This is a genomic window from Mesorhizobium sp. UC74_2 (assembly GCF_042701485.1).
GTDB lineage: Bacteria > Pseudomonadota > Alphaproteobacteria > Rhizobiales > Rhizobiaceae > Mesorhizobium.
The window spans coordinates 2,324,933-2,351,625 of sequence record NZ_CP170562.1 but is presented as its reverse complement, the minus strand read 5'-3'; the positions used below and the strand labels follow the sequence as shown (position 1 = coordinate 2,351,625).

Sequence of the window (26,693 nt, the reverse complement as noted above, 5' to 3'; positions counted from 1 at the left end):
GCCCCGGTTCATCCGGCTCTGTTTTGTCCACCCAGCGCACCCGCCGAAGGCAGCGATGGGGTTCTCGATCGTCCTGAATTTCCCGAGATCGTTGCCAGTGGCTGGACGTTGAATTCGGGCGCGAGCTCCTGGAAGGAAAGAACCGACAGTTCGATGCCGTTTTGCACCAGAAGCGCGCGCATATGACGGCGCACATCGCTCGCCGTCACGACGACCGGCGAAACGCTTGCCGCGGCGCGTGAAAGATTGCGTTCGATTTCGGCGGCCACCGCCTGGACGCCGGAGTCTGCAGTGTTCAGGAAGCTTGCCGTCGATGAAGTCTGCACCGCTTCACGCAGGATATCCTCGGCGGAGCGCTGCAGCACATAGGCGGAGATGATGTTGTTGCGGTCAGCAACGCGGAAGCTGATCTGGCGCCTCAGTGCTGTCCGGACATGCTCGGTGAGTGGAACGACGTCCTGTTCGCGTTGCCCGGCATCGGCCAACGCCTCCAGAACAAGCCGAAGGTTGCGGATAGGCACATTTTCGGCCACCAGCCGCCTCAGCACGTCGGCGATCTTCTGCAAAGGCACGATCTCGGCGGTCTGTCGCACCAGGTCGGCATAGTCCGTCTCCATCTCGGAGAGCAGCTTGCGTGTTTCCTGGATGCCGACGAAATGGCCGCAATAGAGCTGGAGTGCATGCGCGGTCCATTTGGAAGCGATATCAAGCGGCTCCGAATAGGGCAGCTGTGCCTCCTCCAGCGCCGGAACGTCGTCCTGATCGACCCATGAGAACTTACGTTGGCCGACAAGGGCCGCACCTTCCTCATAGGTGAGGCTGAGCAGTTCCAGATGGCTTGCCTCTGTTTCCACCAGCACCCGGTTGGCCGGGATCTCGGCTTCCAGGATCGGCACGCCTTCGAGGTCGATGCGGATGTTGCGGGGAGAAATCATGTCGCTGACATCAACCCCGACGGCCGGAATCTCGACACCGAGATCTTCGAAGATCTTTCGACCCATCGCCTCGGTCCGCGGGCGAAATTGCAACTCGGCCACTTCGGTGGCCAGTTCCTTGCCGAGCCTGACGATGATGCGTGCGGAGCCGAGCAACGGCCTGGAGTTACCCTCGAGCGCAGGTGCGCCTTCGGTGTCTTGTGACGTTGCGGACCGGATCTCCTCCGGTTCCTCTTCGCGGCGGGTATTGCGATGGATCATGAAAGCACCAGCGCCGAAGGCGATGCCGAGTGCGACGAAGACAAGACTGGGGAAACCCGGTACGAGCGCCAACCCCATCATGATCAGCGCGGCAAGGCCGAGCGCACGTGGATCGCGCAACAACTGGAAGCTGATCTGCCTGCCGAGATCTTCCGTCCCATCGGCACCGCCGACACGCGTCACCATCGTGCCCGCCGCGATGGCGACGAGCAGGGCAGGGATCTGCGCCACGAGACCATCGCCAACGGTAAGCAGGGAGTAGGTGGATGCGGCTTGTCCGATCGACATGCCGTGCTGCAACGTGCCGACGGTGAAGCCGCCGATGAGGTTCACCAGGATGATGACGATGCCTGCGATGACGTCGCCCTTGACGAATTTCATGGCGCCGTCCATCGCGCCGAAGAGTTGACTTTCCCGCTCCAGTTGCCGGCGCAGATGCCTGGCCTCAGCCTGGTCGATGTCGCCGTTCCGGAGTTCCGCGTCGATGCTCATCTGCTTGCCGGGCAGGGCATCCAGTGTGAAGCGGGCAGCCACTTCGGCGACACGCTCGGCACCGCGCGCGATGACGATGAACTGCGCCACGGTGATGATAAGGAAGACGACCAATCCTACCGCGATGCTGCCGCCGACGACGAAATTGCCGAAAGCGGTGATGATCTCGCCCGCGTCGGCCTGCAACAGGATCAGGCGGGTGGTCGTGATGGTGATTGCCAGCCGAAACAGCGTGGCGATCAGGATAACGGATGGCATCGACGAGAATTCGAGCGGATGTGAAACGTAGAAAGCGACCAGCAGGATCAGCACGCTGAGCGCGATGTTCGCGGTGATCAGTGTATCGACCAGGAAAGTCGGCAGCGGGATCAACATCATCACCACGGCCACCAATATCAGCACGGCAATGACCAGGTCACCGCGCTGAGACGCTTTGCCGAGCAGGTGCAGCAACCGTTGCGAAAGGGTCATTGCACCTGCCTTTTCGCCAGAAAGCGTTGGAACGCCTCGCGCGCTTCCGGCTTGCGCCCCGCAACAAGCAAAGCGCGGCTTTTCAGGAGGTGAAGGGTGGGATGTTGCATTCCTTCCAGTGTCTCCAGCCTGGCGATCGTGGCGAGCGCCTTGTCTGCTTCTCCGTCCAGGATGAGCAGATGTGCCAATGTTCTCAGTACGCCGGGGTCTTCCGGGGAAAGCTGTGCTGCAATCAACAGATAGACCGCACCCCGCCTGGCCTGGCCGTGACATCCGTAGAGATGGCCAAGGACATGCAGCAGATGCGCAGCCTCGCGTGGCCCGGTCAGGTTCCAGTCCCTCCTTGCAGACGCCCAAGCAATTCCCTGTGACGCTCGATCTCGTCGTGCATCAGCGTTCTGGCAAGCGCTCTCAGCGGCTCTCCACCTTCGAGATCGGGCACGACCTCCGTGATGAAATGGTGCAGAATGGGGACCGAACGCCTCAGGATCGCCGGTTCGGGGATTTCCGGCATGACAAACTCTGCGAGAATCTCGTCGAGCGATTTGCCGGTGGTGCTTGCTGACGGCCCGCCAAAGGTCTCCGTTTCCAGTTCATCGGTGCCAGAAGCGGAGTTCGCGCTTTTTGTTTTGGTCCGGTTGACGCCATTCAGGCGCCGGCGTTCAATCGGTTGAGGATGGGAAGCGTTCGCATGCCCGTCCCTGCCAATCGAATCCGGCCGTGCGTCGAAACGTGGCCCGTCGACACGGCGGTTCACTGGTACTTCAGCGCGACGGTGGCGCCGCCCTTTGTCAGCACGAGCGCGGTCTGTCCAATTTCCTTGATGGTCCAGCCGTCATTCGTGAAAGCGCCTTCATGATAGCGTGTGCCATCGCCAGCGATCACATAAGGGCGCTCGCCGTACCAGATCGCCTGCAGGGTGAGGCGCGGTGGCTGCGCAGCATCGCCAACCGCGATATTCGACACCAGCGGCACCTGTCCGAATTTCTGGTCGAACCAAGTGCGGACCTCGGTCCAGGTGCCGGATTGCGCATTGGGTATCGTGCCGGAAACGACCAGGCGTTCGTCCGATCGACCGACCGAAACGGTTCCCAGTCCCGATTGCCCGAGCCGCTCGGTCAATGCCGTTTGCGCGGCAGCCAGCTGTTCGGCATCGGCACGAGGAATGCTTCCCGTTACCTCGCCGTCGGCGAGCGCGATCTTGACGGCTTTGTCGTCAGTCTTTGCAATGGACAGGCCGTTGGCGGCAATGGAAATGGCGAAAACCGCTGCGATGAAAACGCCTCCTGCAAGCAAAGGGCGCTGCGACAGCGACCAGCGGCTTTTGGCAGGTTCAGGTCCCGTGAGTTGCAGTTGCGCCGCGCCTAATGAAATGCCGAGTGGCACCCGACGCCGACAACCCTGGCCCTTGCGGACGGTTTGGCCACCGTCAAGCTCGAGGTCACCACCGATGGCTTCGATTTCAACCAGGCTGCCCTTGCGGTGAAGCCTGACGTGGAGTGATGCGATTCCAGGATCCCTGAGGACGATGTCCGAACCGCTGTCAGAACCGATCACATAGGAAGGTTCGGTCAACTCAAGGCTGGCACCGCTATGAAAGCCGCCGGTCACTGCCAATGTCGTGGGCTTGTAGGGGATCAGGCCTGCGGCGCCGCTCGCAAGGGCACGCAACGCAAGCTTGCCCGAGCCACCTTCAAGCTTCTGGGTCGAGTGAGCGCTCATGCCTTTCAACCTCCCGCCGAAACGATTTCAAATGCCTCTTGGTCCAACGTTCTTGCACCGAGAAAAGGCTCGCCGCCGGCAACCTCCGGCGGCGCAGAATGATTGATAAACCCTGCGCCTCAGGCCTTTTCGGCCGACTGGCCAAGAGTCCTGGCGGTGCTCATCAACATATCGTGCTGAGATTTCGCGATCTCTTTGTTGATCTCCAGGCCGAACATCCGCTCCTGGTGCTTGATCATCTTGTCCAGGTTCTGCTCCGGACTTCCGCCGTTGACGGGAGGGGTAGTGGTCATGACTGTCTCCTTGAGGATCCATTCCACGCAATCGTGACAGCCCGGCGTAATGGACTCCCTTTAGATTGCTGTTCGAACTTAGTGCAGCCCTGCGGAAATGAAAAGTCCATTTGGAATATCGAAAACACGAAAATTCCAACTGTTGCATTGTCATCGAACAGCAGGTAAATTCGAACCGGGCAAATTGGGGTTAGGAAATGGAAAAAGGTCCTTTGTCGGAACTGCTCGTGGAGCGATTCGAAACGATGCCGCCGCAGTTGCAAGTCGCTGCGCGATTCGTGCTCGACCATCCCCAGGACGTCGCCTTGATGTCCATGCGTGAGCAGGCGAATCAGGCGGGCGTGTCGCACAGCACTATGATGCGGCTGGCACGCTGGCTTGGCCTCGATGGCTATGAGGACATGCGCAGCCTGTACGCGCGAGCTTTGCGTGAACGCGGTGTGGGCGAGGTGGGGCGATCCGGCTCGTTGCCGCAACAGGATCCAGACTATCCCGCAGCCGGAATCGCGGCCGACACGCTCGCCGCTCAGATCGCCAGCCTCGGCGAATACGGCAGCGCCATGCAGTTTCTGGCGGCAGCCAAGCTGATCGCCGGATCAAAGACCATTTTTGGTCTGGGCTTCGGAAGCTCGCGTTCAGTCGTGGGCCATTTCGTGCAGACGGTTTCGCCTCTCGTTGATGAAGGCCGCAAGGCCGTGTTCGTGGCGGATTCGCAGGGCGCTGGTGCCGAAGCGCTGCTGGATGCAGGCGCCGGCGATGTCGTGCTTGCGATCGGCTTCGCACCCTACGAGCGCGCCACCATCGATTTCGCCCGTCAGTGCGCAAGCCAGGGTGCGGCGATACTGGCAATCACCGACAGCAGCGTTTCGCCGCTGGCGCGGATGGCTCGCGAGACGATCGTAGTGACATCGAACTCGAGTTCATTTTTCCCGAGCATGGTACCGGCATTTGCCGCGGCTGAGATCCTGGTCGCTCTGGCCACGCCGCTCACCAATGTCGATGCCGCCGAAAAACTCAAACAGTCGCAAGAGCAGCTCGCTGCCTTCGGCGTCTATTGGAAGGCCGCTCGCTAGCACCCTTTCGGGGTGCCTGTCGGACGACCTTCGGCCTGCCCCTTGGGGCGGAGCACATTGCGGAGGTCGTTCACGTGGTTCGTCCGATATTGCCGAAGCTGAACCCCACGCCCAAGGTCGACCCTAAAGCCAATGCTGCGCAAATCGCGCAACTGGAAGCCCAGGCTGCCCAGCTCAGGGAACAGATCCGGCTTGCCAACAAGATGGGTGAGCGCGAGTGGGCAGCGACGGCGCGTCAGGAGCTTACCCAGGTCACAGGCAAGCTTGACGCCCTCCAGCAGCCCCCTGCTACGCCTGTCAACGCGAGCGTTCCCGTCAACGCTGGGGCGCCAGCCAATGGCACGGGCGTTCAGCCGGCGCTTTACACTCAACCAACGACCTTGGCCTTTGCTCCGGTCAAGCTGAACACCGGCACACCTGAAAAGGATCCCGCTGCAGACGCGACGGCCCATGGCATCGTGGATGATGTGAAGAAGGGCAAAAGCATAGAAAAGATCGCCTCGGAACGAGGGATGACCAACGAACAGGTGCTCGCGGCGATCAGGGCGGGCAACAACCTGGAGGTCACCGTCACCGATCCGACGAGCAACAACGGCGATGTTCGGACGACGGTTATCAAGGATACCAGCGACCCGAAGAACCAGAAGACCGTCACGCTCTACTACGACTACCAGCATGACACCTACTATGCGGCCGTGCAGGACGGATCGGCTGCCCCCACCGAGACACCTCTTCGAGATGGTCTCGGGCGCAAGCAGACCAGCAGCCACGATTCCGAAACGGGAGCCATCACCACCCGCTACGAGGACGATCTTGGCTCCGGCACCATAACAGAGCGGACCTCGATGCCGAACGGAGCGTCGGTTGAAACGGTGACGCCGAAGGGCGGGCCGGCTCTTCCGGTCACCACCGTGACCGGACCGGACGGAAAGAAGACCGTGCTTGCGCCGACCCAGGATCCCGGAGGGGCAACGACGAAAGGCATTCAGGACGATCTTGCCGCGGGCAAGAGCATCGACCAGATTGCCAGGGAGCGGGGCCTTACCAAAGAGCAGGTGATCGCCGAGCTGCAAGGGGCCGGTTACCAGGTCAAGGCCGGGGATCCGAAGAGTGACAATGGCGACGTGCAGTCGGTCGAACTGGTCGATCCGCATTCCGGCGTCAAAACATCCTATTATTACGACTACCAGCACGACACACGCACGGTAGTCACCACGAAGGGCGATACCGAAACCACGGCGTCCGAGGACGGCAACGGCAAGACCAGCAACACCAGCCGCAACACCAAGACGGGCGAAGCCACCACGACCATCGTCGATCCGAAGGCTGGCACCGAGATCAAGATCGTCACTGACAAGGATGGGCGCGTCACCAAGACGACCACTGAAAAGATCAATGATGGCAAGCCGATAGATTACGAAGTTAAACCGGGAGACAACCTCACTCTCATCGCACAACAGCATGGCGTGACACTGGATGAGCTGAGGAAGACCAATCCGGAGCTTTTCGACAACCCACGCGATCCGAACCTCATTCATCCGGGCGAAAAGGTCAGGATCGAGAACGGAACCCGGACGACCGTCGAGGTCACGGCGAACGGCTATACGCTGACGACCAAGCCCGATGGCAGCGTGACCTTACACAACAACTCCACCGGCGCGAACCTGGATATCAAGGTTGGTACTGCACAGGAAGCGCTGGCCACGTTGCTTGTGTCGATCAATCCCAAGAGCAAGGATCCGGAGACAGCCAAGGCAGATACAGTTCTGAAAACCACCTTGGAAGGCATCCTCGGCGGAGCAAGCCCGGATCTGCTCAAGGACGTCACGAACAAGCAACAGGCGGTAAAGGACGCTATCGCGACATACGGCGGGGGAAAGCCCGCAACGCCGCAGCTCGACGGCTCCACCACGACGGTTGGCCCATTCGGTGCGCCACCGAAAAATCCACCAAATCCGGCGGCAATTGGGTGCCGCTCATGGTCGACGGCAGCTGGCAATGGTTTGATCCGGAAGTGGCCAAGGCAATCGCCGCGGAGAACGCAGCTGTTGCACGCCTTGGTGAGGCCCAGGCCAAGCCTGTGCAAAGCCAGGCACAGTTGGACGTCTACGCCCTCGACCCGGCTTACAAGGGAGCGATGACCGTCGCCAAGTCGACACTCGACAAGGCTTTGGCGCCTTACGGCCTGGAATGGAAAGCACCGACCCCGAAAGGCACGCTTGCCGAGGCGCAGGAGCGACTGACCCTCGCCAACGACGCGCTTGAAAAGGCCACGACGGCCAGGGTCGAATACGCGCAAGGCGAGAAGGATCTTCTTGCGGCGATTGGCAAGCAGGCGACTCTGCCGGCCATCAGCGATCCGAGCAAGCCAGCGGTCGGCCAGTCGGGCGGGCCGAGCAACATGGAAATCAATCTAGACGCCAAAGCCAAGCACTCGGAAGTCTCCAACCTTTTCATACAGTCAAGCTTGCATACCGCCAACGGCAACAAGGCAACTGTCGACCAGATGGTCAGCGCGACCGAACTGGAGCTGAAGCTGACAGATGCCAAACCGGAAAGCCCGGAGCATAAGGCGCTAACGGACCGGCTCGAAGGTTTGAAAACGTTGCAAAAGGCGGCAGGCAACCAGGTGGCGCTGGCTGAAGCTTATGCGCAGTACGGGGTCGCGCAGAAAGAGGCCATGGACCTGGCCGTTCGTGTCGAGCCGATCAAGCAGCAGATCATCGCGCAAGCCAGGCAGAGGAATCCGCATCATTTCGACGAGAATGGGTACACCAACGGTGAAGGTGACTACACCGGCAAGCTCCTGAAACAGGAATTCATCGAGGAAAATGGCCAGCTCTATATGGTCAACACCTACGAGAACGACAATTTCCTGGATGAGAACAACAACGACACCAATGTTCTGAAGGTTCAGCTCACTTACGATCTCAACAACAAGGACATCAGGGACGACTTCCGAAACAACTCGCTGAACAAGCAGTGGCAGGACGTGATGTCGTCGACTCGGAGCACGCCGACCTCCGCGCCGGTTTGCACACCGGGGGGCACGGGTTCGATATCGGCACTGGAAGCCGCCAAATCCAAGATCATCGGCACACAGGTCGGGCAGCTCGATGCCGGGTTGAAAGATGCGAAAACCAAACTCATCAACGCAGATACGGCTCTCGAAAAAGCGATCACCGACCACGGTGGTGGTACCATCGAGGCCCCCGCGGGCACACTGAAGCCAGGCGAGCAGCCGGTAAAGATCACGGTCAACGGCCGTGACGTTTGGGTCGCGCCGGAGGTTGCCGCTGCCTATGGAAAGCAAGGCCCGAGTGCGATCGGCGACAGTGGCAAGGCTGTCCAGATCGAGATGAATGGCCAGAAGCTGTGGGTCCATCCGGAGGTCGCCGCCGCTGAAATCGATCGCGGCAGAGCCGAGGATGAAAAGAACCAGCTGGAGAAATGGGAGACTGAGGCACGACCCGCCATGGTGGCGGCACGCGACTGGTACAGCTTCTCAGCCGGCCACCCTAAGCTTCTTGACGACAGCGGCATGGGGGAGCGTGAATCGAAACTCAAGAACGAATATTTCCAGGAGCATAGAGACAAGGCACTCGCCGGATATCAGGTCCAGTTCGAGAACCTCTACGACAAGGGTTTCACCGGCGAATACAAGCAATACAAAGGCGGCGAGCTGACTGAGGCCGTTGCCAAGACGCTCGGCCTCGATCCTTCGAGCGAGGGGGTCGAAAACGTTACCGATGAAATTCGTGACCGTGCCGGCGACAACGCCCAGGTGAAGGTCGTGCCGATCTTCTCGCTGGATGGCGGCATGGAGTCCATGACAGCGCTGTTTGCCATCAAGGATGGCGGCGGCAAGGAGGTCGGCTACGTCGACAGTTCCGGAAAATACTACGGCAGCTTCGACGAATTCCAGCACGAGAACCGCATCTTCAGCGACAAAGGCAAGCTGGTGATGGCAAAGGGCGGCGACATGTCGCTCGGCGCCGACGGAAAATTCACGCTCGACGAGCTGGAGGTTGCCGACGGGCGCAAGGTGGACTTCTGGGACAAGGCCACCGACATAGGCTTGGGCATCGTGGCAGGCGCCGCGACCATCGTATCCTTCATTCCTGGCGGGCAGTGGGCAATTCCGATCGCAATCGCTTCCGGCGCGGCCCTTGGCGGCAAGACCTTGTACAAGGAAGGCGAACACCTGTTGCAGGGTGGCGAGTTCGACAGCCAGTCTGCCTGGAACATCGCGACAGGCGTCGTTTCATTCCTGCCGGTCGGTGCAGGTTCATTGCGTACAATCGGCCTGGCAAAGTCCGGCGCGTCCTTGTCTACGTTCCAGGCTTTCAAGGGTGGATTTGGCATGACGCGCATGGCCGACGCCAGCTGGGGCATCGGCAAGTTCAAGGTGAATATATCCCAGTCGTCCTACGCCGGCGAGGTTAGCAGCGTCATGCAGAGCGGCGGCAGGCTCAACACTGCCGCCTGGGGGCTCGATGCAGCCGGCCTTGCCACCGGCGTACCGATCCTGATGCGGTCCGCTGAGGACCTGGCACTGCACGGCGGCGAAATGTCGTTTGCAGAACTCGCCAATGCCATCATGGGCATAGGGACGGGTGCCGTTGGTACAGGCCTCGGTGGGCGCGGGCTGGTGCACAACATGCCGGGAGCGTCAGGTTCCCGTGGCGGCGACGGCCCTTCGTCCGGCGATGTACCACCAACCGATACTCCGCCTCCGCCGCCCGCGGGTGAGGCAGGCTCCGAGCCGCGGCCGCGCCATATCTATGAGGCTGGTTCCGATGGAGTTTACCGGCCGACAGGTAAATATGTCATGCCGAGCCCGGATGAAATTGTCATCCAGGGCGAGGTGATTGGCGAAGAACCCGGCGGATCGGGGACAAACTTCGGCACTCGAAACAGTCCTGAAGGCACGCCGGGAGGTACCAATCCGACAGGACCGCGCGCTCTGCCGGCCGGCAATGGACCAGAGCAAACATCGCCGACAGGTGGCAAGGGTGATCCGTCGGGCGATGGACAATCTCCTGACGTGACGTCCACTCGCGCGGGTGGCAACCCCGTGAAGGTAAATGCCGGCAAGCCTGCCGACAGTGACCCGATCATGGTACCGGACAGGCCGGTTACGGCAGATGATCCCGTGCATCTGGTCTGGGACCCGACCACGCGCACCTTCAGCGGCATGCCGGAAAGGGACACCAGCGGTTACACCTACACCAGCGGCAAGGACGAGCGCACGCCATCGGCCTATCTCGATGGCCTGACCAATGAGCAGTTGCTGCAACGTTACGAGACGGAGAAGAGCTACTATTCGAGCCGCGAAATGGCGGAACGCTACGGGCCGGATGGTGTTCAGTTGGCACGTACGCCACTGCGCGAGAATCTCCCGGATCTTCGTGTCGGTATGACATTCCGGGTGCGCCTGAACACCGGGCAAACCTTCGGCATCGGCTCCCCGACCATCGCGGCGGTCGGTTTTGGGGTTGGAACCAAGACGGATTTCGGCGCCATCGGATGGTCGATCGTCGACAGTTTCAGCCAGCGCAGTGTCACGCCGTTCAAGGATGCGTTGAGCACGCAGGGCGTCGTTTCCTATCGTGCTCGTGAATACAGGAACATCACCGCGCTTCAGGCAGGGGTCTGGCCGGTTTCCGAGCAAACGGCGCTGCCGGTGCGCGCCAGCGATCTTTCCGGCAAGGCGAGCGAAGGCATCTTCAACGACAAGGCCGGCTATGATGCAAGGCCGCTCAATGCCACCATCGCTGGCAAGACACCGGACGGGGTCGGCACTGTCATCGAGATGACCTATTCCCCTTCGCTCAAGGGAACAGCGGTTAACCTCGCACCGGGTCAGCATGATTTCTTTGGTGTGCCTGCCGAAAACAAGGCCGGCCACGTCAGATTGGAGGGTGCGCTGCCCTTTGATCGCGTCATGACCGAGACCAAGGCTGGCTTGCGGCTGCCCATCGTCGCAAACCATGTCGACGCGGTCGACGCACTTCCACGCGTGGGCGTGGAGATGCGCCCGGAGCTGCCTGTCAAGGACATGCTCAAGCCAGGCGACGTCGTCTCCAGGCAGACCTACGACCAGATCCAGTCGGGTCTCGGCTCGACTGTCCTGAAGGTCCAGTTCGTGGTCAAGGATCCTGTGAAAGCCGCGGATCTCGTTATCGCCATTGGGGAGGGGAACGGCATCCAGTCGATCCGCGACCTGGTCAAGGCCGGCCAGATAGACCCTGCCAACACCGTTTCATATGCCGACGAACCGACGACCAGCGGGTTGCGGCTCTCGGCTGTTCCGGGCAAGACGCCAAGCGCAGACATCGTCCTTCTGACCGGAGAGAAAGTGCGCGTCCTCAACCCGGAGGCGCTGCTTGTCGATATCATCTTCAACGACCGCAACGGATTGCCGGGAGTGCTCGGCACGAACCCCGACAAGATCGCGACGTCGCTGACCTACAAGGTGAAGTCGACGGTCAAGTCGTGGCTGCCGGCCCGCTTCCAGCCGGAAGGCACACCGCAGCCGCGCTACATGCCCGGCGCCGGCAATATCTACAAGAACCTCTATGGGGCGGATGGCACGCCGGCGACGCGATACACCGCCTCGCTTTCGACACCGCCATTGCCTGCGGGAGCGTTCGCATACAGCGCTGAAGTCAGGGTCCAGTTCAAGTCGAAGGCACCCAGCGCCGCCCGCTCCATCGCGAAGAACGAAACCGCCCAGGTAACGTTCAAGACTGCCGACGGGCAAAGCGCAGATCTGTCCGTTCCGGCCTGGATCGCGCGTGCCGTCGAGCCTTCGCGCGATGGTGCCGCCACCGGCATTCCGAAGGGTGCAAAGAAATCCCTCGAACAGTTTCTCGACAAGCTGGAAACGACGGCGCGGCCCGATCAACTGGCGGTTATAGCGCAGTTCCGCAGCGAGTTCGGTGCCTCGATCGTTGATGGCGGCTTCATGCGCCAGAACGTCGCCGACGGCCTCATGACACTACTCTCTTCACAAGTGGGACGCCGCAACAGCGGGCCGACGCAGATCAGGGACGAGAACGGCCAATTTATCACGGCAACCCGTTTCGGGCCGCTGCCGAAGAGTGCCGAGAGCGTCTATGTGCCACCGGCGGATGGTCCGCAGGCGCGCGGCGACGAACCCGGCCTGATGCACAAGTCGCATATCTTCTTCCGCGATCCGGAAACCGGCGAAGCCTATGTTCTGCCCTGGACGCGTGGCGCTTCGGAGGAGCATGTTCCGGGTAGCCTGGGAAAGCCGGACGACGGGGCTGGCCCCGTCGGTGAGAAGGGAACGGAGACAGCGCCTGTCAGGAAAGCACTGGAGGCAGCGCCGCCGACCACCTTTTCGTTGCAGCAGATCCGCAACATGCGGCAGCCTGAGAAATGGAAGGCTGGTGAGGTCTATACCCGTGAGCTCAATGGTTCGCTGGGCGAAGTGCATTTCCCGGTTGCCGCCAATCCAAACGGACCCCACCCCGTCACGGGCGAAGGCGGTCGCTACGTGGACGCGCCTGTCTTCAAAAGCCAGGACGAGATCGAGGCGATCGAAGTCAAAACATATCATCGTTGGATCACCACCGACGGTGTGGCGCAGGCGCGCGAAGTACCCTTGACGCCAAAGTTGCAGGAGCAGGTCAATAAGGACGTGGCCCTGCGCAACGAGAACCCAGGCTATCAGCCGCGCTGGGTCTTTCTCGATGCGCCGCCGTCACCAGAACTCCAGGGGGCGCTGGATCAAGCCGGAATCGTCGGCAACATCTTCGGTCACAACAAGCCGGCGGCAGCAGAAGCGCCTCGAACCATCGAACTCAGGGACAAGGACGGGGAGGCTATTGTCGCTGCCATGCTGGGGACCGAACCCAGAGGCCCGGAACAGGTCTACATACCGCCGGTCGACGGGCCTCGTCTGGCTGCGGATGCTCCTGAAACCGCAACCAAGACGCATATCCTGGTTCGCGACCCCGACAGTGGCGCACCTGTTGTCGTGCCCTGGATCCGCGGTGCGTCGGAAGATCCCATGCTGGGTGGCGCTCAGCCACCGGCGGCCCCAGGTCCAAGGCCTAGACAAGGCACAGGCACCGGACTGCCATGGGGAACGCCTTCTGCAAAACCGTTGAGCGGGACGGAAATCGCGGCAAATCGCCAGGAAGCGCTGACCCTGCTGGGCGAGGTGCTGCCCCAGAATATCGGCATGCAGGAAGTGACCAGGGCCAGTCTCGCCGACCAGATTTCTCGATCGCCAACGCTGATGTCTCTTTTGCGCGGCGCTCAGGCGGAAGGTGTCCGCATCGTCAATCCGGCTCGGAGCGATCTTCGGATCGTCGATGCAAACTCTGGTGACGACGTGACTGCGATCGGATCACAGTACAGGGACGATGTGCGCCTGATCTCTGTGGACGCAGAAACCTTCCGTGCACCCGATGCAGACGGCGACACGGTGCTCGCTGATTTCGTCGACATGCTCGCCCACGAATTGTCGCATGTAAGCGATGTTCCGATCGATCTGCGGCCCGAAAACTTTGCGAACGGACAGGCTTTCAGAGACGCGGCCGTTGACGCCTACATGCGTCCCGAGGGCAAGGCGATGTTCGCCCAGTATACAGTCGCCGACGAGCTTGCTGTGAATGGCGGCAAGCCGGCTTCCTTCCTGAGTGATCAACAGAACCAGATTGCAGCTGATGCCTTTGCCAGCTACGTGGCGAATGAGATCAGCGTCGGACAAGCCGTCGACAGGATGGCCGCGCTGCACAGAGCAAAGTCCCCAAGCACGTCCGACGGCACCTACGAACAGTTCTATGGTCGCTATGCCGATACGACATACCAGCAGTATCAGGCGGCACATGGCCTGGAAGGGCTTGCCCCGGGAGCACGGGTGCTTGCTGTTGGCTATGACGGCCCCGTGCTGCGCAACACCAGCGATCTCAACATAACGTCGCTGTCTCCACACGGCCGCGGCATTTCTGCACTCCGGAGCGGCAAGGCATTTGACCGCATTGTCGTAGGCACTGATGTGCTTCCGCAAGGAGGCAGTGCGGATCAGACAATGGTCCCGCTAAAAGTCCTGTCTGATCGGCTGAAACCCGGTGGCCAGGTTCATCTTATGGGTGTTGGCGACCAAAATGTACTGAACGAGGCCGTGGCGGGGGGTCCGGGTTTGACGGTGACCCGTGCCGCCGACGAGACCGGCTCCTATTCCCGTTTGATGAAAGACGGGACTGGACAGACAGGGCAGGTCCCGCTTCACGCTGGGCGGCCGCATGCCCCTGCGCCTGCCAACAAGGGGCAGCCGGCTTCGAGCAATGGACCGCTCACCCGAGATGGTGTGCGGGCGGTTCCACTCGACCAGGTCCGGAATCTCGACATGGGAGATTTCCAGCCAGCACAGATTCCCTGGCTGAAGCGTGAGCAGGTTGCCGAGTTCACCGAACAGCAGTTCCACGACCTGGATCAGGCCGGCTTGCTGCCGTATCTGACCAAAAGTCAGTTGCGGGGGATTCCGAAGTCGAAGACCGGTTTCCTGAACATCGCGGGTCTCGATGCGAAACAGATCCCATGGGTAACCAAAGGTCAGGTCGGCAACATGACCGGCCAGCAGTTCGTGGATTTAGGCAGCGCCGGGCTTACGCGTCACCTGATCGAGCCACAGGTACAGGCGATAAAGGGAGACAAGATCGAATTTGTGGACGTCTCGACCTTGGAAGGCCGGCAGATTCCGTGGTTCAAGCCAGGCCAGGTGGCGAAATTCACGTCGCCGCAATTCGAGAAGTCTGGGCAAAACCGGATTGTTCAAGAATCTCGGTGAGCGCCAGGTTCCGGCGATTCCCGAGACCATGATCAGCTCGCTGGACATGGCAAAGTTCGATCCGAAACAGGTGCCGTGGCTTACCGGCAGGCAGATCCCGGCACTGACCCGCGAACAGTGGGGCGATTTCACCATTCACCACACAGAAGCACTGACACAACCGCACATCGAAGCGGTGACGCCGAAGCAGTTCGAGGAAATGAGCCCCGGCCAGTTCCGCAAGTTCACGCTCGAGCAGTTCGAGTGGATGGGCGTCGACCAGACCAACGGGCTCTCGGTCTTGCAGTTGACCACATTCCGGGCGACTCACAGGAAGTCGATGACACCGGATCAGCGCGTTCTTGTCGACAGTGCCTTGGCCTACGCCCGAACCAGGGAATACCAGGCGGCGCTCGATACGTTCGGCGCCATGGCCGGCACGTCCTACACATTGTGGAGCACGCTGCCGCCGACTTGGAGCGCAACGGCGGGAGCCGTCTCGTTCGGGGTGCGCGGTCTTGTTTTCGGAGCGCAGGCCATATTCCCCAACGCGACCGCGGCCCACAAACCGTTCGGGCGGTTCCTCAACGCGCTGGGAGGAGCGACATTCATCGCTGCGGCGCCGGGCGCCGCGACAGGCGTGGTTCAAGGCAAGGACCTTATCGTCAACAGCACTTTCACGCTCGGCAACATGGTCTACGGCACCAAGTCGATGCTGCAGTCCTTCACCGGCCGCCCGGTGATCCGGAATCTGGCCGATATCTGGCGGGTCCGGGGTATGTGCTGGGCTGTGCCGTCTATACGGTGAATTCCTGGCCGGCACCGATCGCGACCGTAGCGGGAGCGATGTTCACCTTTGGCTGTGCTGAGTTCTGGGCGTCGGCGATCCGGACGGATCGCGTCAACAGTCGTTCCGTGCCGCGCACCGAGGCCGACATCGCAGCAGCGGAAAAGTCTGACAAGAAATGGGCCTCCTGGGACCGGTGGACCCTGGGCATCACCTTTGGCGTCGGCATGCTGCTCTTCTCGCTGGATGCTCTGCTGAGCGAGCCATGGAAGGCAGCCAAACCTGCACCGGTGCCCGATCCGAAAGACACGGACGACAAAACCGGAGTCGACGGTACGCAGCCGGATGATGGCAAGGACAAGCCTGACCCGGGGAAGAAAGAACCGCCGCAAACTTTCCCGCAACTTGTCGTTCTTGCCGATGACGGCCTGAACCTGCGCGCGGAGCCGGGCAATGGCGCCACTGTCGTTACCGTGCTGCAGCCCGGCACTTTCGTCGAGCAAACGGCGAAGCCGTCGACCGATAGCTCAGGAAAGGCATGGCTTCCCGTCAAAGGTTACGGGCCTGATGGCAAGATGCATTCCGGCTGGGTTTCGGCGGATCTCGTGACGCCCCATAAAGATGGTGCCAGCAACGGCGACGGGCGTATCAATCCAAGGCTTGAGCAGAGCGGTTACCGCTGGGTCGAGGTGAAGAACGGCGACAGCATCCGGCTGATTGCCACGACCAACTCGGCCGACGTCGCCGATACGGTGGTGCTCAACATGGATCACATCGTGAGCCCGGACCTGATCTTCGCCGGCGATCGGATCTATCTGCCGACCGTTGCAGTTGGTTGACCGGGATCGTCCGTCATTGGGTCCGCGCTCTGCTGGCGCGGACCGAATAGGAGTGTGCTGTGCATGCCGCCAGTTGCGCTGCCTGCTCGGCCAGCGGGTTGGACGGCTCCGACGAATAGGACGCGGTGAACTCCAGGTCGGACGGATGCCAGTCGCAGTCGGCGATGCGCAAGGTACCGGCCATTGTATGCTCCACAACGACATCGCGCGGCAGTGAGGCGATGCCTATTCCCGTCATTGCCATCTTCAGCGCCGCAGCGATCGAATTGGCCGGGAATATGCGTGGCATTTCCTCAAGATCGCGGCTGAACTTGCGATAGAGCTCGGTATAGGGACGCGTGGTGCGGGCATAGCTGATGACCGGAAAACGCGTCAGCTCCTGCAAGGTCAACTTCCGGCCCTTCGGCAATTCCAGGTCAGGAGCGCAGACCCAGACGAGCGGGAAGGGCGGCATGTCGATGTTCTCGATCGCATATTCCGAGACAGGTCCCATCAGGAAGGCCAGGTCGATGCGGTGGGTCATCAATTCGCTGCGCAAAGTTGCCGATGAATCGACGAGAATATCGGCGTCTACCAGCGGACAATGCGTCTGCAGTTGCTTGAGAAAGTCCGGTAGCCAGGTGTGGACGATGGTTTCGGAGACGCCGAGCCGCAATACGCCTGCGGTTTCCGACAGCGATTTGGCCGTGAGCTGCAACCGTTCCGCCACCTTGAGTACGCTCTGTGCAGACGGCAGCAGCTGTTGACCCTGCGCGGTCAGTCGCACGGTACTGGCCTGGCGCTCGAAAAGCTTTGCCCCGAGCGCTTCCTCAAGGCTGGCGATACGGGTGGACACGGCGGGCTGGGTGGTATTCAGCCGCTCGGCGGCTTTGCGAAACGAGCCGAAGGCTGCGACCAGAAGAAATGTCTCTAATTGTTTGATATTGAACGGGATCATTGTGATCTTTGAACATTCCTTGCTGATGAAAAAGCGCCGAGACCTTATTGCCTGACGATAACGGGTGCCCCGATTTGCACGCGAGCATAAAGATCGATGACATCTTCGTTGGTCAGGCGAATGCATCCCGAGGAGTTAGCCTTGTCGACCGTCCAGGGTTGGTTCGTACCATGGATACGGTAGAGCGTGTTGCCGATGTAAAGCGCTCTTGCCCCGAGCGGATTGTTCGGTCCGCCGGCGACATGAACCGGCAGCGACTTGCCGTTGGCTGCAACGCGGCTGCGCATCTCCTGTGGCGGGCGCCAGTCCGGCCATTCCTTCTTGTCAGAGATCTTGTCGCGACCGGCCCATTCGAAGCCTTCCTTGCCCACCCCGATGGCGTAGCGCAGGGCCTTTCCGTTGCCGAGCACGTAATAGAGCCGCCGCTCGCCTGTGCTGACAATGATCGTCCCGGTCGGCTGCGCATCGAGGAAGCTCACGACCTGCCTGGGAATGGGCGACCAGGAAGGAGGCGGCCCCTCATTCTCGTCAGGCTGATCGATATCACCAGCTGCCGAGGGCGGGATCACCGCATTGGTGGCTTCGTCATACGCCCAACTGCGCGGGTCATAGCCCGAATTGGTTTGAGCGCCTGCTGAGACGACCGTGAAGATCAGGCTCAAAAAAAATAGCGGCAAGCACAGTCGTCTCGTCATCGCTAGGTCCCCTCTGCCCGCGATCACCGTCCCGTGATCCTCGATTGGAGCGCAACATATCGTTTTCAAGAGTACGCGCAACATTTGGAACTGATTTTGCAACGACAATCCAATTGGACTTCCCATTTCAACATGTGCGAGATAGAGTGAATCGGCGGGTGAATGTTGCGTGGGCCGGATCGGCGAAAGCTGGCTTTTCTCGGTAGGATCAATGTTGACGGGACTTGCTTCCTGCACCTCGGATCGACTGTATCATTTCACCGCCGCCTCCTTGAGACTGGCTGGTGTCGTCTGCCTTGTCATATTCGGTTTCTCCGCCTTTTCCGTGCAGGCCGCCGAGCCGCGCTGGCCGGACGGCCCCTACAAATACATCACCGTTGACCAGTCGGTTCGCGATGCGCTGATCGAGCTGGGACGCAACATGGGCGTAACCGTAAGGGTCAGCGATCAAGTGAGAGGGCGTTTGAGCGGCACCATGCCAGTTGGCACCGCCAAGACATTTCTCGATGAACTCTGCAGCCGCTACGGCCTCGTCTGGCACTTTGACGGTCTCGTCCTCAACGTGGCAACCGAGGCGGAAGTTCGTAACGAGACCATCCCGCTCGATGCAAACGCTGCGGCCGGAGCCGAAGAAAAGCTGAACAGGCTCGGTGTCATCGATCCGCGCTTCTCGCTCAAGGTCTCGCAACAGGACGATGTGGTCCAGGTGGCCGGTCCGCCATCCTACATCGACCTCGTCAGGAAGACGCTCGGTGTCTCCGCGAAACAAAGCACGCAAAAAGCTGTTTCGGTTCGAGTTTTCCGGGGCAGGCAGGCGGAGATCGTTCCTGCCGAGAAACCAAAACAAGGGCAGGAGGCACGCTGATGCAAGTTGCACCGATTGGAGCGCTCGAGGTCGCACTGTCGAACATGTCCAGCGGCATGGCGCTGCAGCAACAGGTAGCCGTCGGTTCGGCAACACAGCCAGGCAACGGCACGAACGCAGCCGACCCGAAGTCACAGGTCCTGAAGGCGAAGAAACCGGAGCAGGGTGGGATCGCGACCGGTGCCGGCCAGCAGGTGGCACAGGATGCGCCGCAGACTGCAGCATCGACCAAGGCGCAGCGACAGACCCTCGAACCCGTCGAAGCGACCAGCGAACATCAACTCTTCGAATATCTGACCCAGATCGAAAAATCAGGAGGCGGGCAGGGTTCAGATACATCGGCGCTGCTGGGTTCGGCGGTGAAGTCTTTGGAAGGGACGATGCAAAAAGTGCAGGCCGCCCTCAATAAAGCCGGCGTTCAGCCAGACGCCAGGCCGCATGGCACATATGGCGGGACAGGAGCTGCGGAAGGCGAAGAAGCTGTTTCGCCGGCTCAGAATGCGGAACAGCTTCTTGATCGTTCAATCTCGGTCATGTGGGCTGCTGCCAACCTTGAAGTGGTAACCAGCAGCGTAACTGCGGTCACATCATCGACGAGCACCCTCATCAAGCAGCAATAGGCACGACCGTGGTGGGGAAGTCGATGATATTACTTTTGCGCGCGCTTACGCCGCTCCGTTTCCGAAAATGGCTGCGCGCGGCTCTGGCCGTATCGGTCATGCTCGTTCTGCAGGCCTGTTCCGTCGAACTCTATTCCGGTCTCAACCAGCAGCAGGCGAATGAGATCGTCGCCACCCTGATCCGTCACGGCATTCCCGCTCAGCGCGAGGCCGCCAAAGACGGAAAAATGACAGTCTTCGTAGACAAGGATCGTTTCGCCGAAGCGATGGCGATCCTCGACGAAAGCGGTCTGCCTAAGCAGGAATTCCAGACACTTGGTGATGTTTTCAAGCGCAGCGGCATCGTCTCGTCGCCGGCCGAAGAGCGGGCGACCATGATTTATGGTCTGAGCCAGGAGCTGTCGCGCACGATATCCGAAATCGACGGCGTGCTGTCGGCGCGGGTTCATCTGGTGCTGCCCGAAAACGATCCGCTGAAACAGGGGCTGGTGCCGTCATCGGCGTCGGTCTTCATCCGTCACCGTGCATCCGTTCCGATGAACGAACTGATCCCGCAGGTGAAGATGCTGGTAGCCAAGGGTGTTGCAGGGCTGACCTATGACAATGTGTCGGTGACGCTGGTGCCGGTCGCTGCGACTGCCGAACCGCCGACAGGCGAGGTTGGTTTTACATCGTTCCTGGGACTTTGGCTCCACCCCGACAGCGTCGCAACGGCACAGTGGCTGTTCTATGGAATGATCACCATCATCGCGGCTCTTGCGGGGTGGCTGGCCTACATACGCTGGTATCGGCGCCCCAGCGTCTATGCACTCGATGTGCCGGCGGTGCCGGCCAAGAAGGCATGACGCAGTTGGCCGGGCGTGAGGAAGCCGTCAGTCCGGACTGGCAGGAATTCTGGTTGAATCCCGCCGGCTACGTCGATGCTGGCTGGCTCTCCGATTGTTTCGATGGCCAGATCGGCTTCGAGGCCTGCGAGCGCATGCTGGAAACACCACGCTTGCAGCCGCGGTTGTCGAAACTTCTGGCAGAGCGTCATGGATTGGCGAGCCGGGGGCTCGACCGGCTGCCTGAAAAGGTCGATCAGCAGATCGCACTCTTGTCAGGCGACGAGCTCGAACGCTTGGCCTTGCGCGCCGGTGCCATCTATTGGGCAAACAGCCTTGCTGCAATCATCGACGGGCGTCAGGCTAATGCCGTCCAGACCGCTCTTGGTCCCGAGCTTTGCGCTGCTGCCGTAGCGAACCGGGATATTTCCGGTCCGGCCAAGGCGCTGGAGCCCCTGGACGGTTTGAGCGGCAGGATATTTGCCGACGGTTTGAGTTGCCTCGAGTCATGGCTGCAGGACGTGCCACCACAACTGGCAAGCCGGGTGCGTTTGAAGCTCGCAAACGGTTTGCCGGGCTTGGGCGATGCCAGGCAGGTTGCGGAGCTTGGCGCGCGCATCCTGCGTCGTGCAGTGGAGTAGCCGGATGTCGAGTGCCGACGTTACCCGGACAACACCGCCTCGGCCGCGTGCGCGCATACTGCGGGCGGACGAAGTGGCCGCCTGGCAGGACGGGTACGCGTTTGTGGAGCAGGCCAAGGTAGAAGCGCAGAAACTGAACGATGCCGCCAAGCGGGCCTACGCCACCGAATACGCGCAAGGGTACAAGGACGGCAGAAGCGAGGGCGAAACCGCCGCCGCCCGTCTGGTTGTCGACACATCCGCCAAGGTCGACAGATACCTGGGCGGCCTTGAGGCAGAGGTTGCAGGCCTGGCGCTGGACGTCGTGCGCCGCGTGCTCGGACAATTCGATGTCGGCACACTGGTTGCCAAGGCTGCGCGGCAAGCGATTTCTGAAGTCCGCCGCGCCAAATATCTGAGATTTCGGGTGCACCCGCAAAATGTCAGCCGGATGCGCGACGAACTGAGTGCCATCCTGGCGGACAGCGATCTTGGCATGGCGCTGGAAATCGATGCCGACGACACGTTGGCGCCCGCTGCATGCATTCTTTCAACAGATATGGCCGTGATCGACGCGGGTATCGAAGCGCAGCTCGAAGCAATAGCCGCTGCGATAGCCTCCCGATCACAGGAGGCTTCGTGACCGGAGAGCGTGCAGCCATCGAAAACCGCCTAGCTTCGATCATGCCAGGTTTGCGCTCCGGGCTCAGCGAAGACGCGAGCCGACCGAAGAAGGGGCGCGTCCAGCGTGTCGTTGGCACCGTCATTCACGCCAGCGTCGAGGAAGCAAGGATTGGCGAGATCTGCGAGCTGGTGGACAGAAGAACCGGCAGGACTATGAAAGCGGAGGTGGTCGGGCTTCTGGAAGAAGCCGCCATTCTCGTACCGCTCGGCGATCTTACCGGCTTGTCAGGCTTGACTGAGGTCGTGCCCACCAGGCGCGACCAACAGGTGCCGGTGGGACCGGGCTTGCTGGGCAGGATTATCGATGCGTTCGGCGAACCGCTGGATGGCAAACCTCTTTCACTGGATGGTGCGTATCCCATTCACGCCTATCCGCCATCGCCGCTGCAGCGCGGGCTGATATCGGAGCCGATCCAGCTCGGCATTCGCGCCATCGACGGGATGCTGACCTGCGCAAGGGGGCAGCGCGTCGGTATCTTTGGCGAGCCGGGTGTCGGCAAATCGCTCCTCCTGTCCAACATCGTTACCGCGACCGATGCCGACGTGACGGTTGTCGCTCTCGTCGGCGAGCGTGGACGAGAGGTTCGCGAATTCGTCGAACGACAGCTCGGAACAGACGGTCTGGCCCGCTCGGTCGTTGTGGTGGCGACTTCCGATCGCCCAGCCATCGAGCGCGTCAAGGCAGCCTACGTCGCCACGACGATCGCCGAATACTTCCGCGACCAAGGCAAGCATGTACTGCTCGCCATGGACAACATAACCCGTTTTGCACGCGCACAGCGCGAGATCGGATTGGCGTCGGGCGAGCCGCCGACGCGCCGTGGCTTTCCATCGTCGCTGTTTGCTGCCTTGCCGCGCCTGCTGGAGCGGTCTGGCCCTGGGGAAATCGGCTCGATTACCGGTCTCTACAGTGTTCTCCTGGAAGGCGATGGAACTTTCGATCCCGTCGCCGAGGAAGTGCAGGCACTGCTGGATGGTCATATCTTCCTGTCCAGCGAACTGGCACAGCGAAATCATTTTCCGGCCGTCGACGTGCTGCGCAGCCGCAGCCGCCTGATGGAAACGGTCGCGCCCAGCCAGCACCGGGCGGATGCCGCTCGGCTCAGGCAGCTTATGGCGCGATACGCCGACATCGAGCTGCTGATACGGGTCGGTGAATACAAGGCTGGCGGTGACACGTTGGCCGACGAGGCCATGAGCAAGATCGATGCCATCAACGCCTTCCTGCAGCAAGCATCGGTACAAAGCGAAAGCATGGAAGGGACCCGCCGGCGCATGAGGAAGATCGTCGATGAAAAATGATCGGATGATCGCCCAGTTGCGAAAACTCAGGCAGCGGCGCGAGGACCATGCGCGCGAGGTCGTTGCGGCGCATCAGACCAAGGTCGGCGAAGCGAGACACAATGTCGAGGCAGCGTCGCGGATGCTCGCGGAACATTTGCGGCGCGCCATCGATGAACAGAACGCAGCGGTTTCCGGCCTGACCAGCCGGGTCGTGAAAGCCACCGAGCTTCATATGGCGCAGAGCCGCTACGAGGCATCCCTCACCAGGGCTGGGCAAATCCAGGCCCAGGGCGAGGCTGCGGTGCTTGTCCAGCAACAGCGTGAAGTCGAACTGGCTGAAGCGCAGCATCGGCACGTGCAAAGCCGAAAGGCTCTGTTGAAGTTGGAGACGTTGGCGGAACAGGTCGAAAAGCGAACGGCGCCGCGCCGTGCTGCTACGGCAGAACTCCTCGATGATGATGAGGGACGGATTCCGCATGCTCCGCATGAACAATGATGTTCGATGATCGAGCGGGGGACAGTTCGATGCCTCGGGCCCTGACGTCGGCGAAGGTCGCAACAGGGCGTAAATCTGCTCGCCGAACTCCGAAGCGTGCCGCGGTGTTCGATCGGCTTGAGCTGGAAACGGTTCCGGAGGACCAGCTTGCAGCCGTCAACGCTTTTTACAAACACCGCCGCGCCATCGACGTCACGCTGGCCGGACAGCCGGCGAAGATCGCGACAGCGTGGCCGGTTGCTCCGGCCGACGGACAGTCATCATGCAAGCTGGGTCTGAAGATCGGAGATCATTTCGCCGAGCTGGTTATTCCGCTTGCGCTCGCAGAGCTTCTGCTGGCCACAGTGGACAAGACAGCAAGACTGGAGAACCTTTTGCCTCGGCATGCGGCTCTCCTTCTGGAAACGGCCGCTGCCGATGAACTCGACGCGCTCGAGGCCAGGCTGCAGGCGACAATAGAATTCGCGACAGTCGAAAAGCCAGAGTCGTCGCCCGAAACCCGACCCTTCGGCTTCATTCTGTCCATTGGCGACCAGCTGATGAAGTGCACACTGCATTTGGATGACGGCGCGCTGCTTACAAGGCTGAGCAGGCTGCTGGACGAAGCAGACCGCAGTGTCCCTCAATTTCCGGCCGCGTTGCCTTTGCCGGTTCGCCTGTGGTGCGACGTTCTCGCCAGCAGCCTTGGCGAGGTGAGAGGGCTGAAACCCGGAGATGTCGTGTTGCTGGCCGAGCAGGCGACGACAGTGCTCGTCATTGGCGACCGGCTGATCGCGCCTGCCAGCACAAGTGCGTCGGGGACAGTGGTGACCGCCGCGCCAGTCGTTATCACAGGATCGAAATGGGAGTGGATGATGGGGCAGGACACCGGGGCGACAGGCCATGCGCTGGACGATGTGACACTCGATGATCTGCCTGTTGCACTGGCTTTCGAGATCGGGCGCAAGGCCATGCCGCTTGGCGACATCCGGAAATTGGCCGCCGGCGCCATCGTCCAGTTGGATGGAACCGGGCAGGCCGTGGACATCGTCGCCAATGGCAAGCGTGTCGGGCAAGGTGAAATGATCAGGATCGGCGAAAGCCTTGGCGTGCGGATCACCCGTATGTTCGACAATGCTTGACGCCTCTCCCAATCTTCTCGGCATTCTCATCGCGGTCGGCTTTGTCGGGCTGCTGCCGCTCGCCGTGGTCACCATGACCGGCTTCCTCAAGATCTCGGTGGTTCTGTTTCTCATCCGCAACGCTCTCGGCGTGCAGCAGATGCCGCCAAACCTCGTGCTGTACGGCATTGCGCTGGTTTTGACGGTCTACGTCACCACGCCATTGATCAGCGAGATGGGCACAAGACTGCAGGAAGGGCAGGTGCAGTTCCAGACCACGGACGATCTTGCTCGCGCTGCGCAAATCGTGAAGCAGCCGCTGCAGCAACACCTGATCAAGTTTACGCACCCGCGCGAGCGCCAGTTTTTTCTTGATGGAACCACCCGCCTATGGCCCGAGCAGGCGCGCCAGAACGTCAAGGATGACGATCTTTCCATTCTCGTTCCCGCCTTCGTTGCTTCCGAACTCACGCGTGCCTTCGAGATCGGATTCCTGCTTTATATTCCCTTCCTGATCATCGACATCGTCGTTGCCAACATCCTGATGACGCTTGGCATGATCATGGTTTCGCCGGTGCTGATCTCGATCCCGCTGAAACTTCTGCTCTTCGTCGCCATAGACGGATGGTCGCGCCTGATGCACGGCCTCATCCTCAGTTACAGCTGAAGCAGGCGGTAGCGATGAACAGCGATTTCATCCTCGCGAAAGTCCAGAATGCGCTGATAACGATACTGCTCGCCTCCAGTCCGGCCATCATCGCAGCCTTGGCGGTCGGACTTCTGGTGGGACTCGCCCAGGCTCTGACGCAGATCCAGGATCAGTCCTTGCCCCAGACGATCAAGCTGGTCGTGATCCTTGTGGTCATCATCATCGTCGGCCCGCTGATTGCCCAGCAGATCGCCGAACAGGCTTCGGCGGTCTTCGACGAATTTCCCTCGGCGACCCGCTGAGGTTCCGTTATGCCGGTCGAGCCGCTCTTCGCATCGCTCAGGGATCTGCAGCTCTACCTTCTTGCCGGAGCCTTCGTGCTGGCGCGCCTGGGCGGCTTCATGCTGATGATGCCGCTTTTTTCGCGCGTTCCACTTTCGGGGTTGTTGCGCAACGGCGTTGCGCTGGCTCTGGCGGTGCCGATCCTGCCGATGCTCACGCACACGTTGGCGGGACAGCAGATCGCCGGCGCGATGATCGTAATCTACATCCTCAAGGAGCTCCTGGTCGGCATCGCGCTGGGTTTGGCGATGGGTGTGCCGTTCTGGGCGGCCGAAGCCGCAGGCGATATCCTCGACCTGCAGCGTGGTTCATCCATGGGAACCCTGATCGACCCGATGATGACGCACGAGACCAGCGCCACCGGCACATTGCTCGCCATTGTCATGATCGCAGTCTACCTCGCAGCGGGCGGGTTGGAGTTGTCGCTGAACGCCGTCTACGACAGCTACGGGCTTTGGCCTGTGGAGAGACTGATGCCGTTGTTCAGCAGAGATGCCGCCGGAATCTTCCTCGAACTGTTGAATCAGCTGCTTAAAATGGCGCTGATCCTGGTTTTTCCGCTGATCGTCAGCATGTTGCTGTCCGACATCGTGCTGGCATTTCTGGCGCGTGCCTCACCGCATTTCAATGTCTTCAGCCTGTCGTTGATCGTGAAGACACTGGTGTTCAGCCTCGTCTTCGTTCTCTACGCGGCATTTCTTCTGTCCTATATGAGCCGCGATCTTGGCTACCTGCACGAAGCCATACGGCAGATCAAGCTGCTCAGCTGTGCGGAATGTCCATGAATAAGATTTGTCGGCTAATAAATGCAATTTATTGTCAGGAGAAAATTCTGGTGATTTGACAGTGCTATCGCCAACTCTGATTTTAGCACTTCCTGAAGAGTCTAAGCAGCGCGG

22 protein-coding genes are annotated in these 26,693 nt (G+C 60.8%); 15 read left to right on the top strand and 7 right to left on the bottom strand.

The genetic code is table 11. From position 1 onward, the window contains the following. Positions 1–8: 8 nt before the first annotated feature. The 5 genes from sctV to ACFJIU_RS11305 form a co-directional block, all read right to left on the bottom strand. Positions 9–2,159, bottom strand: coding sequence for a type III secretion system export apparatus subunit SctV (sctV, locus tag ACFJIU_RS11325; RefSeq protein ID WP_379071269.1), 2,151 nt, complete (start codon positions 2,157–2,159; stop codon positions 9–11). After that, on the bottom strand, positions 2,156–2,395 hold the full coding sequence (locus ACFJIU_RS11320) for a hypothetical protein (RefSeq protein WP_245488323.1): 240 nt from the start codon (positions 2,393–2,395) through the stop codon (positions 2,156–2,158). The genes sctV and ACFJIU_RS11320 overlap by 4 nt, the downstream gene beginning before the upstream one ends. Before the next feature lie 89 nt (positions 2,396–2,484). Beyond that, complete coding sequence (locus ACFJIU_RS11315; RefSeq protein ID WP_379071266.1) at positions 2,485–2,916, bottom strand: hypothetical protein; 432 nt, start codon at positions 2,914–2,916, stop codon at positions 2,485–2,487. After that, entirely contained in the window at positions 2,913–3,881 is a 969-nt protein-coding gene (locus tag ACFJIU_RS11310; protein ID WP_379071263.1) for an FHA domain-containing protein, read from the bottom strand. Before ACFJIU_RS11310 ends, ACFJIU_RS11315 begins: the two co-directional genes overlap by 4 nt. 119 nt (positions 3,882–4,000) lie before the next feature. After that, entirely contained in the window at positions 4,001–4,174 is a 174-nt protein-coding gene (locus ACFJIU_RS11305) for a hypothetical protein (protein WP_165358259.1), read from the bottom strand. 227 nt (positions 4,175–4,401) lie between these two features. Here ACFJIU_RS11305 and ACFJIU_RS11300 point away from each other — a divergent pair, with 227 nt between their 5' ends. From ACFJIU_RS11300 to ACFJIU_RS11285, 4 genes are all read left to right on the top strand, one after another. After that, positions 4,402–5,247: a MurR/RpiR family transcriptional regulator gene (locus tag ACFJIU_RS11300; protein ID WP_379071259.1), complete on the top strand. Its 846-nt coding sequence runs from the start codon at positions 4,402–4,404 to the stop codon at positions 5,245–5,247. Positions 5,248–7,225: 1,978 nt separating this feature from the next. Then, complete coding sequence (locus ACFJIU_RS11295) at positions 7,226–15,073, top strand: hypothetical protein (protein ID WP_379071256.1); 7,848 nt, start codon at positions 7,226–7,228, stop codon at positions 15,071–15,073. Beyond that, complete coding sequence (locus ACFJIU_RS11290) at positions 15,054–15,860, top strand: hypothetical protein (protein WP_379071253.1); 807 nt, start codon at positions 15,054–15,056, stop codon at positions 15,858–15,860. The genes ACFJIU_RS11295 and ACFJIU_RS11290 overlap by 20 nt, the downstream gene beginning before the upstream one ends. 38 nt (positions 15,861–15,898) lie before the next feature. After that, positions 15,899–16,678 carry an SH3 domain-containing protein gene (locus ACFJIU_RS11285; RefSeq protein ID WP_379071250.1) on the top strand — a complete coding sequence of 260 codons (780 nt, stop codon included), beginning with the start codon at positions 15,899–15,901 and terminating at the stop codon, positions 16,676–16,678. Between the two features lie 13 nt (positions 16,679–16,691). Here ACFJIU_RS11285 and ACFJIU_RS11280 read toward each other — a convergent pair whose 3' ends face one another. Both ACFJIU_RS11280 and ACFJIU_RS11275 read right to left on the bottom strand, forming a co-directional pair. Then, positions 16,692–17,741, bottom strand: coding sequence for a LysR family transcriptional regulator (locus tag ACFJIU_RS11280; RefSeq protein ID WP_379071247.1), 1,050 nt, complete (start codon positions 17,739–17,741; stop codon positions 16,692–16,694). Then, positions 17,660–18,292, bottom strand: a complete 633-nt coding sequence (locus ACFJIU_RS11275) for a L,D-transpeptidase (protein ID WP_379071244.1) — start codon at positions 18,290–18,292, stop codon at positions 17,660–17,662. The genes ACFJIU_RS11280 and ACFJIU_RS11275 overlap by 82 nt, the downstream gene beginning before the upstream one ends. A 229-nt stretch (positions 18,293–18,521) precedes the next feature. On the opposite strand from ACFJIU_RS11275, the gene ACFJIU_RS11270 reads away from it, so the two are divergent. The 11 genes from ACFJIU_RS11270 to sctT all read left to right on the top strand — a co-directional run bounded on the left by ACFJIU_RS11270 (position 18,522) and on the right by sctT (position 26,579). Beyond that, complete coding sequence (locus tag ACFJIU_RS11270) at positions 18,522–19,175, top strand: type III secretion protein (RefSeq protein WP_379071242.1); 654 nt, start codon at positions 18,522–18,524, stop codon at positions 19,173–19,175. Then, the gene (locus ACFJIU_RS11265; protein WP_379071239.1) at positions 19,175–19,795 is read left to right on the top strand and encodes a hypothetical protein; all 621 of its coding nucleotides are present in this window, start codon (positions 19,175–19,177) and stop codon (positions 19,793–19,795) included. Before ACFJIU_RS11270 ends, ACFJIU_RS11265 begins: the two co-directional genes overlap by 1 nt. Positions 19,796–19,818: 23 nt before the next feature. Continuing rightward, on the top strand, positions 19,819–20,640 hold the full coding sequence (gene sctJ, locus ACFJIU_RS11260) for a type III secretion system inner membrane ring lipoprotein SctJ (protein ID WP_379071237.1): 822 nt from the start codon (positions 19,819–19,821) through the stop codon (positions 20,638–20,640). Further along, positions 20,637–21,260 carry a SctK family type III secretion system sorting platform protein gene (locus ACFJIU_RS11255; protein ID WP_379071234.1) on the top strand — a complete coding sequence of 208 codons (624 nt, stop codon included), beginning with the start codon at positions 20,637–20,639 and terminating at the stop codon, positions 21,258–21,260. The genes sctJ and ACFJIU_RS11255 overlap by 4 nt, the downstream gene beginning before the upstream one ends. Positions 21,261–21,333: 73 nt before the next feature. Beyond that, positions 21,334–21,882, top strand: a complete 549-nt coding sequence (gene sctL / locus ACFJIU_RS11250; RefSeq protein WP_379071232.1) for a type III secretion system stator protein SctL — start codon at positions 21,334–21,336, stop codon at positions 21,880–21,882. 41 nt (positions 21,883–21,923) lie between these two features. Continuing rightward, positions 21,924–23,225, top strand: a complete 1,302-nt coding sequence (locus tag ACFJIU_RS11245; protein ID WP_379073048.1) for a FliI/YscN family ATPase — start codon at positions 21,924–21,926, stop codon at positions 23,223–23,225. A gap of 4 nt (positions 23,226–23,229) precedes the next feature. Further along, positions 23,230–23,703 (top strand): hypothetical protein, encoded by a 474-nt coding sequence (locus tag ACFJIU_RS11240; protein WP_379071229.1) that lies wholly within the window; start codon positions 23,230–23,232, stop codon positions 23,701–23,703. Positions 23,704–23,807: 104 nt separating this feature from the next. Further along, positions 23,808–24,824, top strand: coding sequence for a type III secretion system cytoplasmic ring protein SctQ (gene sctQ / locus ACFJIU_RS11235; RefSeq protein WP_379071226.1), 1,017 nt, complete (start codon positions 23,808–23,810; stop codon positions 24,822–24,824). Further along, entirely contained in the window at positions 24,817–25,470 is a 654-nt protein-coding gene (gene sctR, locus ACFJIU_RS11230) for a type III secretion system export apparatus subunit SctR (RefSeq protein ID WP_129415330.1), read from the top strand. The genes sctQ and sctR overlap by 8 nt, the downstream gene beginning before the upstream one ends. Positions 25,471–25,484: 14 nt before the next feature. Further along, positions 25,485–25,754 (top strand): EscS/YscS/HrcS family type III secretion system export apparatus protein, encoded by a 270-nt coding sequence (locus tag ACFJIU_RS11225; protein WP_054309953.1) that lies wholly within the window; start codon positions 25,485–25,487, stop codon positions 25,752–25,754. Positions 25,755–25,763: 9 nt separating this feature from the next. Further along, positions 25,764–26,579: a type III secretion system export apparatus subunit SctT gene (gene sctT / locus ACFJIU_RS11220; RefSeq protein WP_379071223.1), complete on the top strand. Its 816-nt coding sequence runs from the start codon at positions 25,764–25,766 to the stop codon at positions 26,577–26,579. The last annotated feature ends 114 nt before the right edge of the window (positions 26,580–26,693 follow it).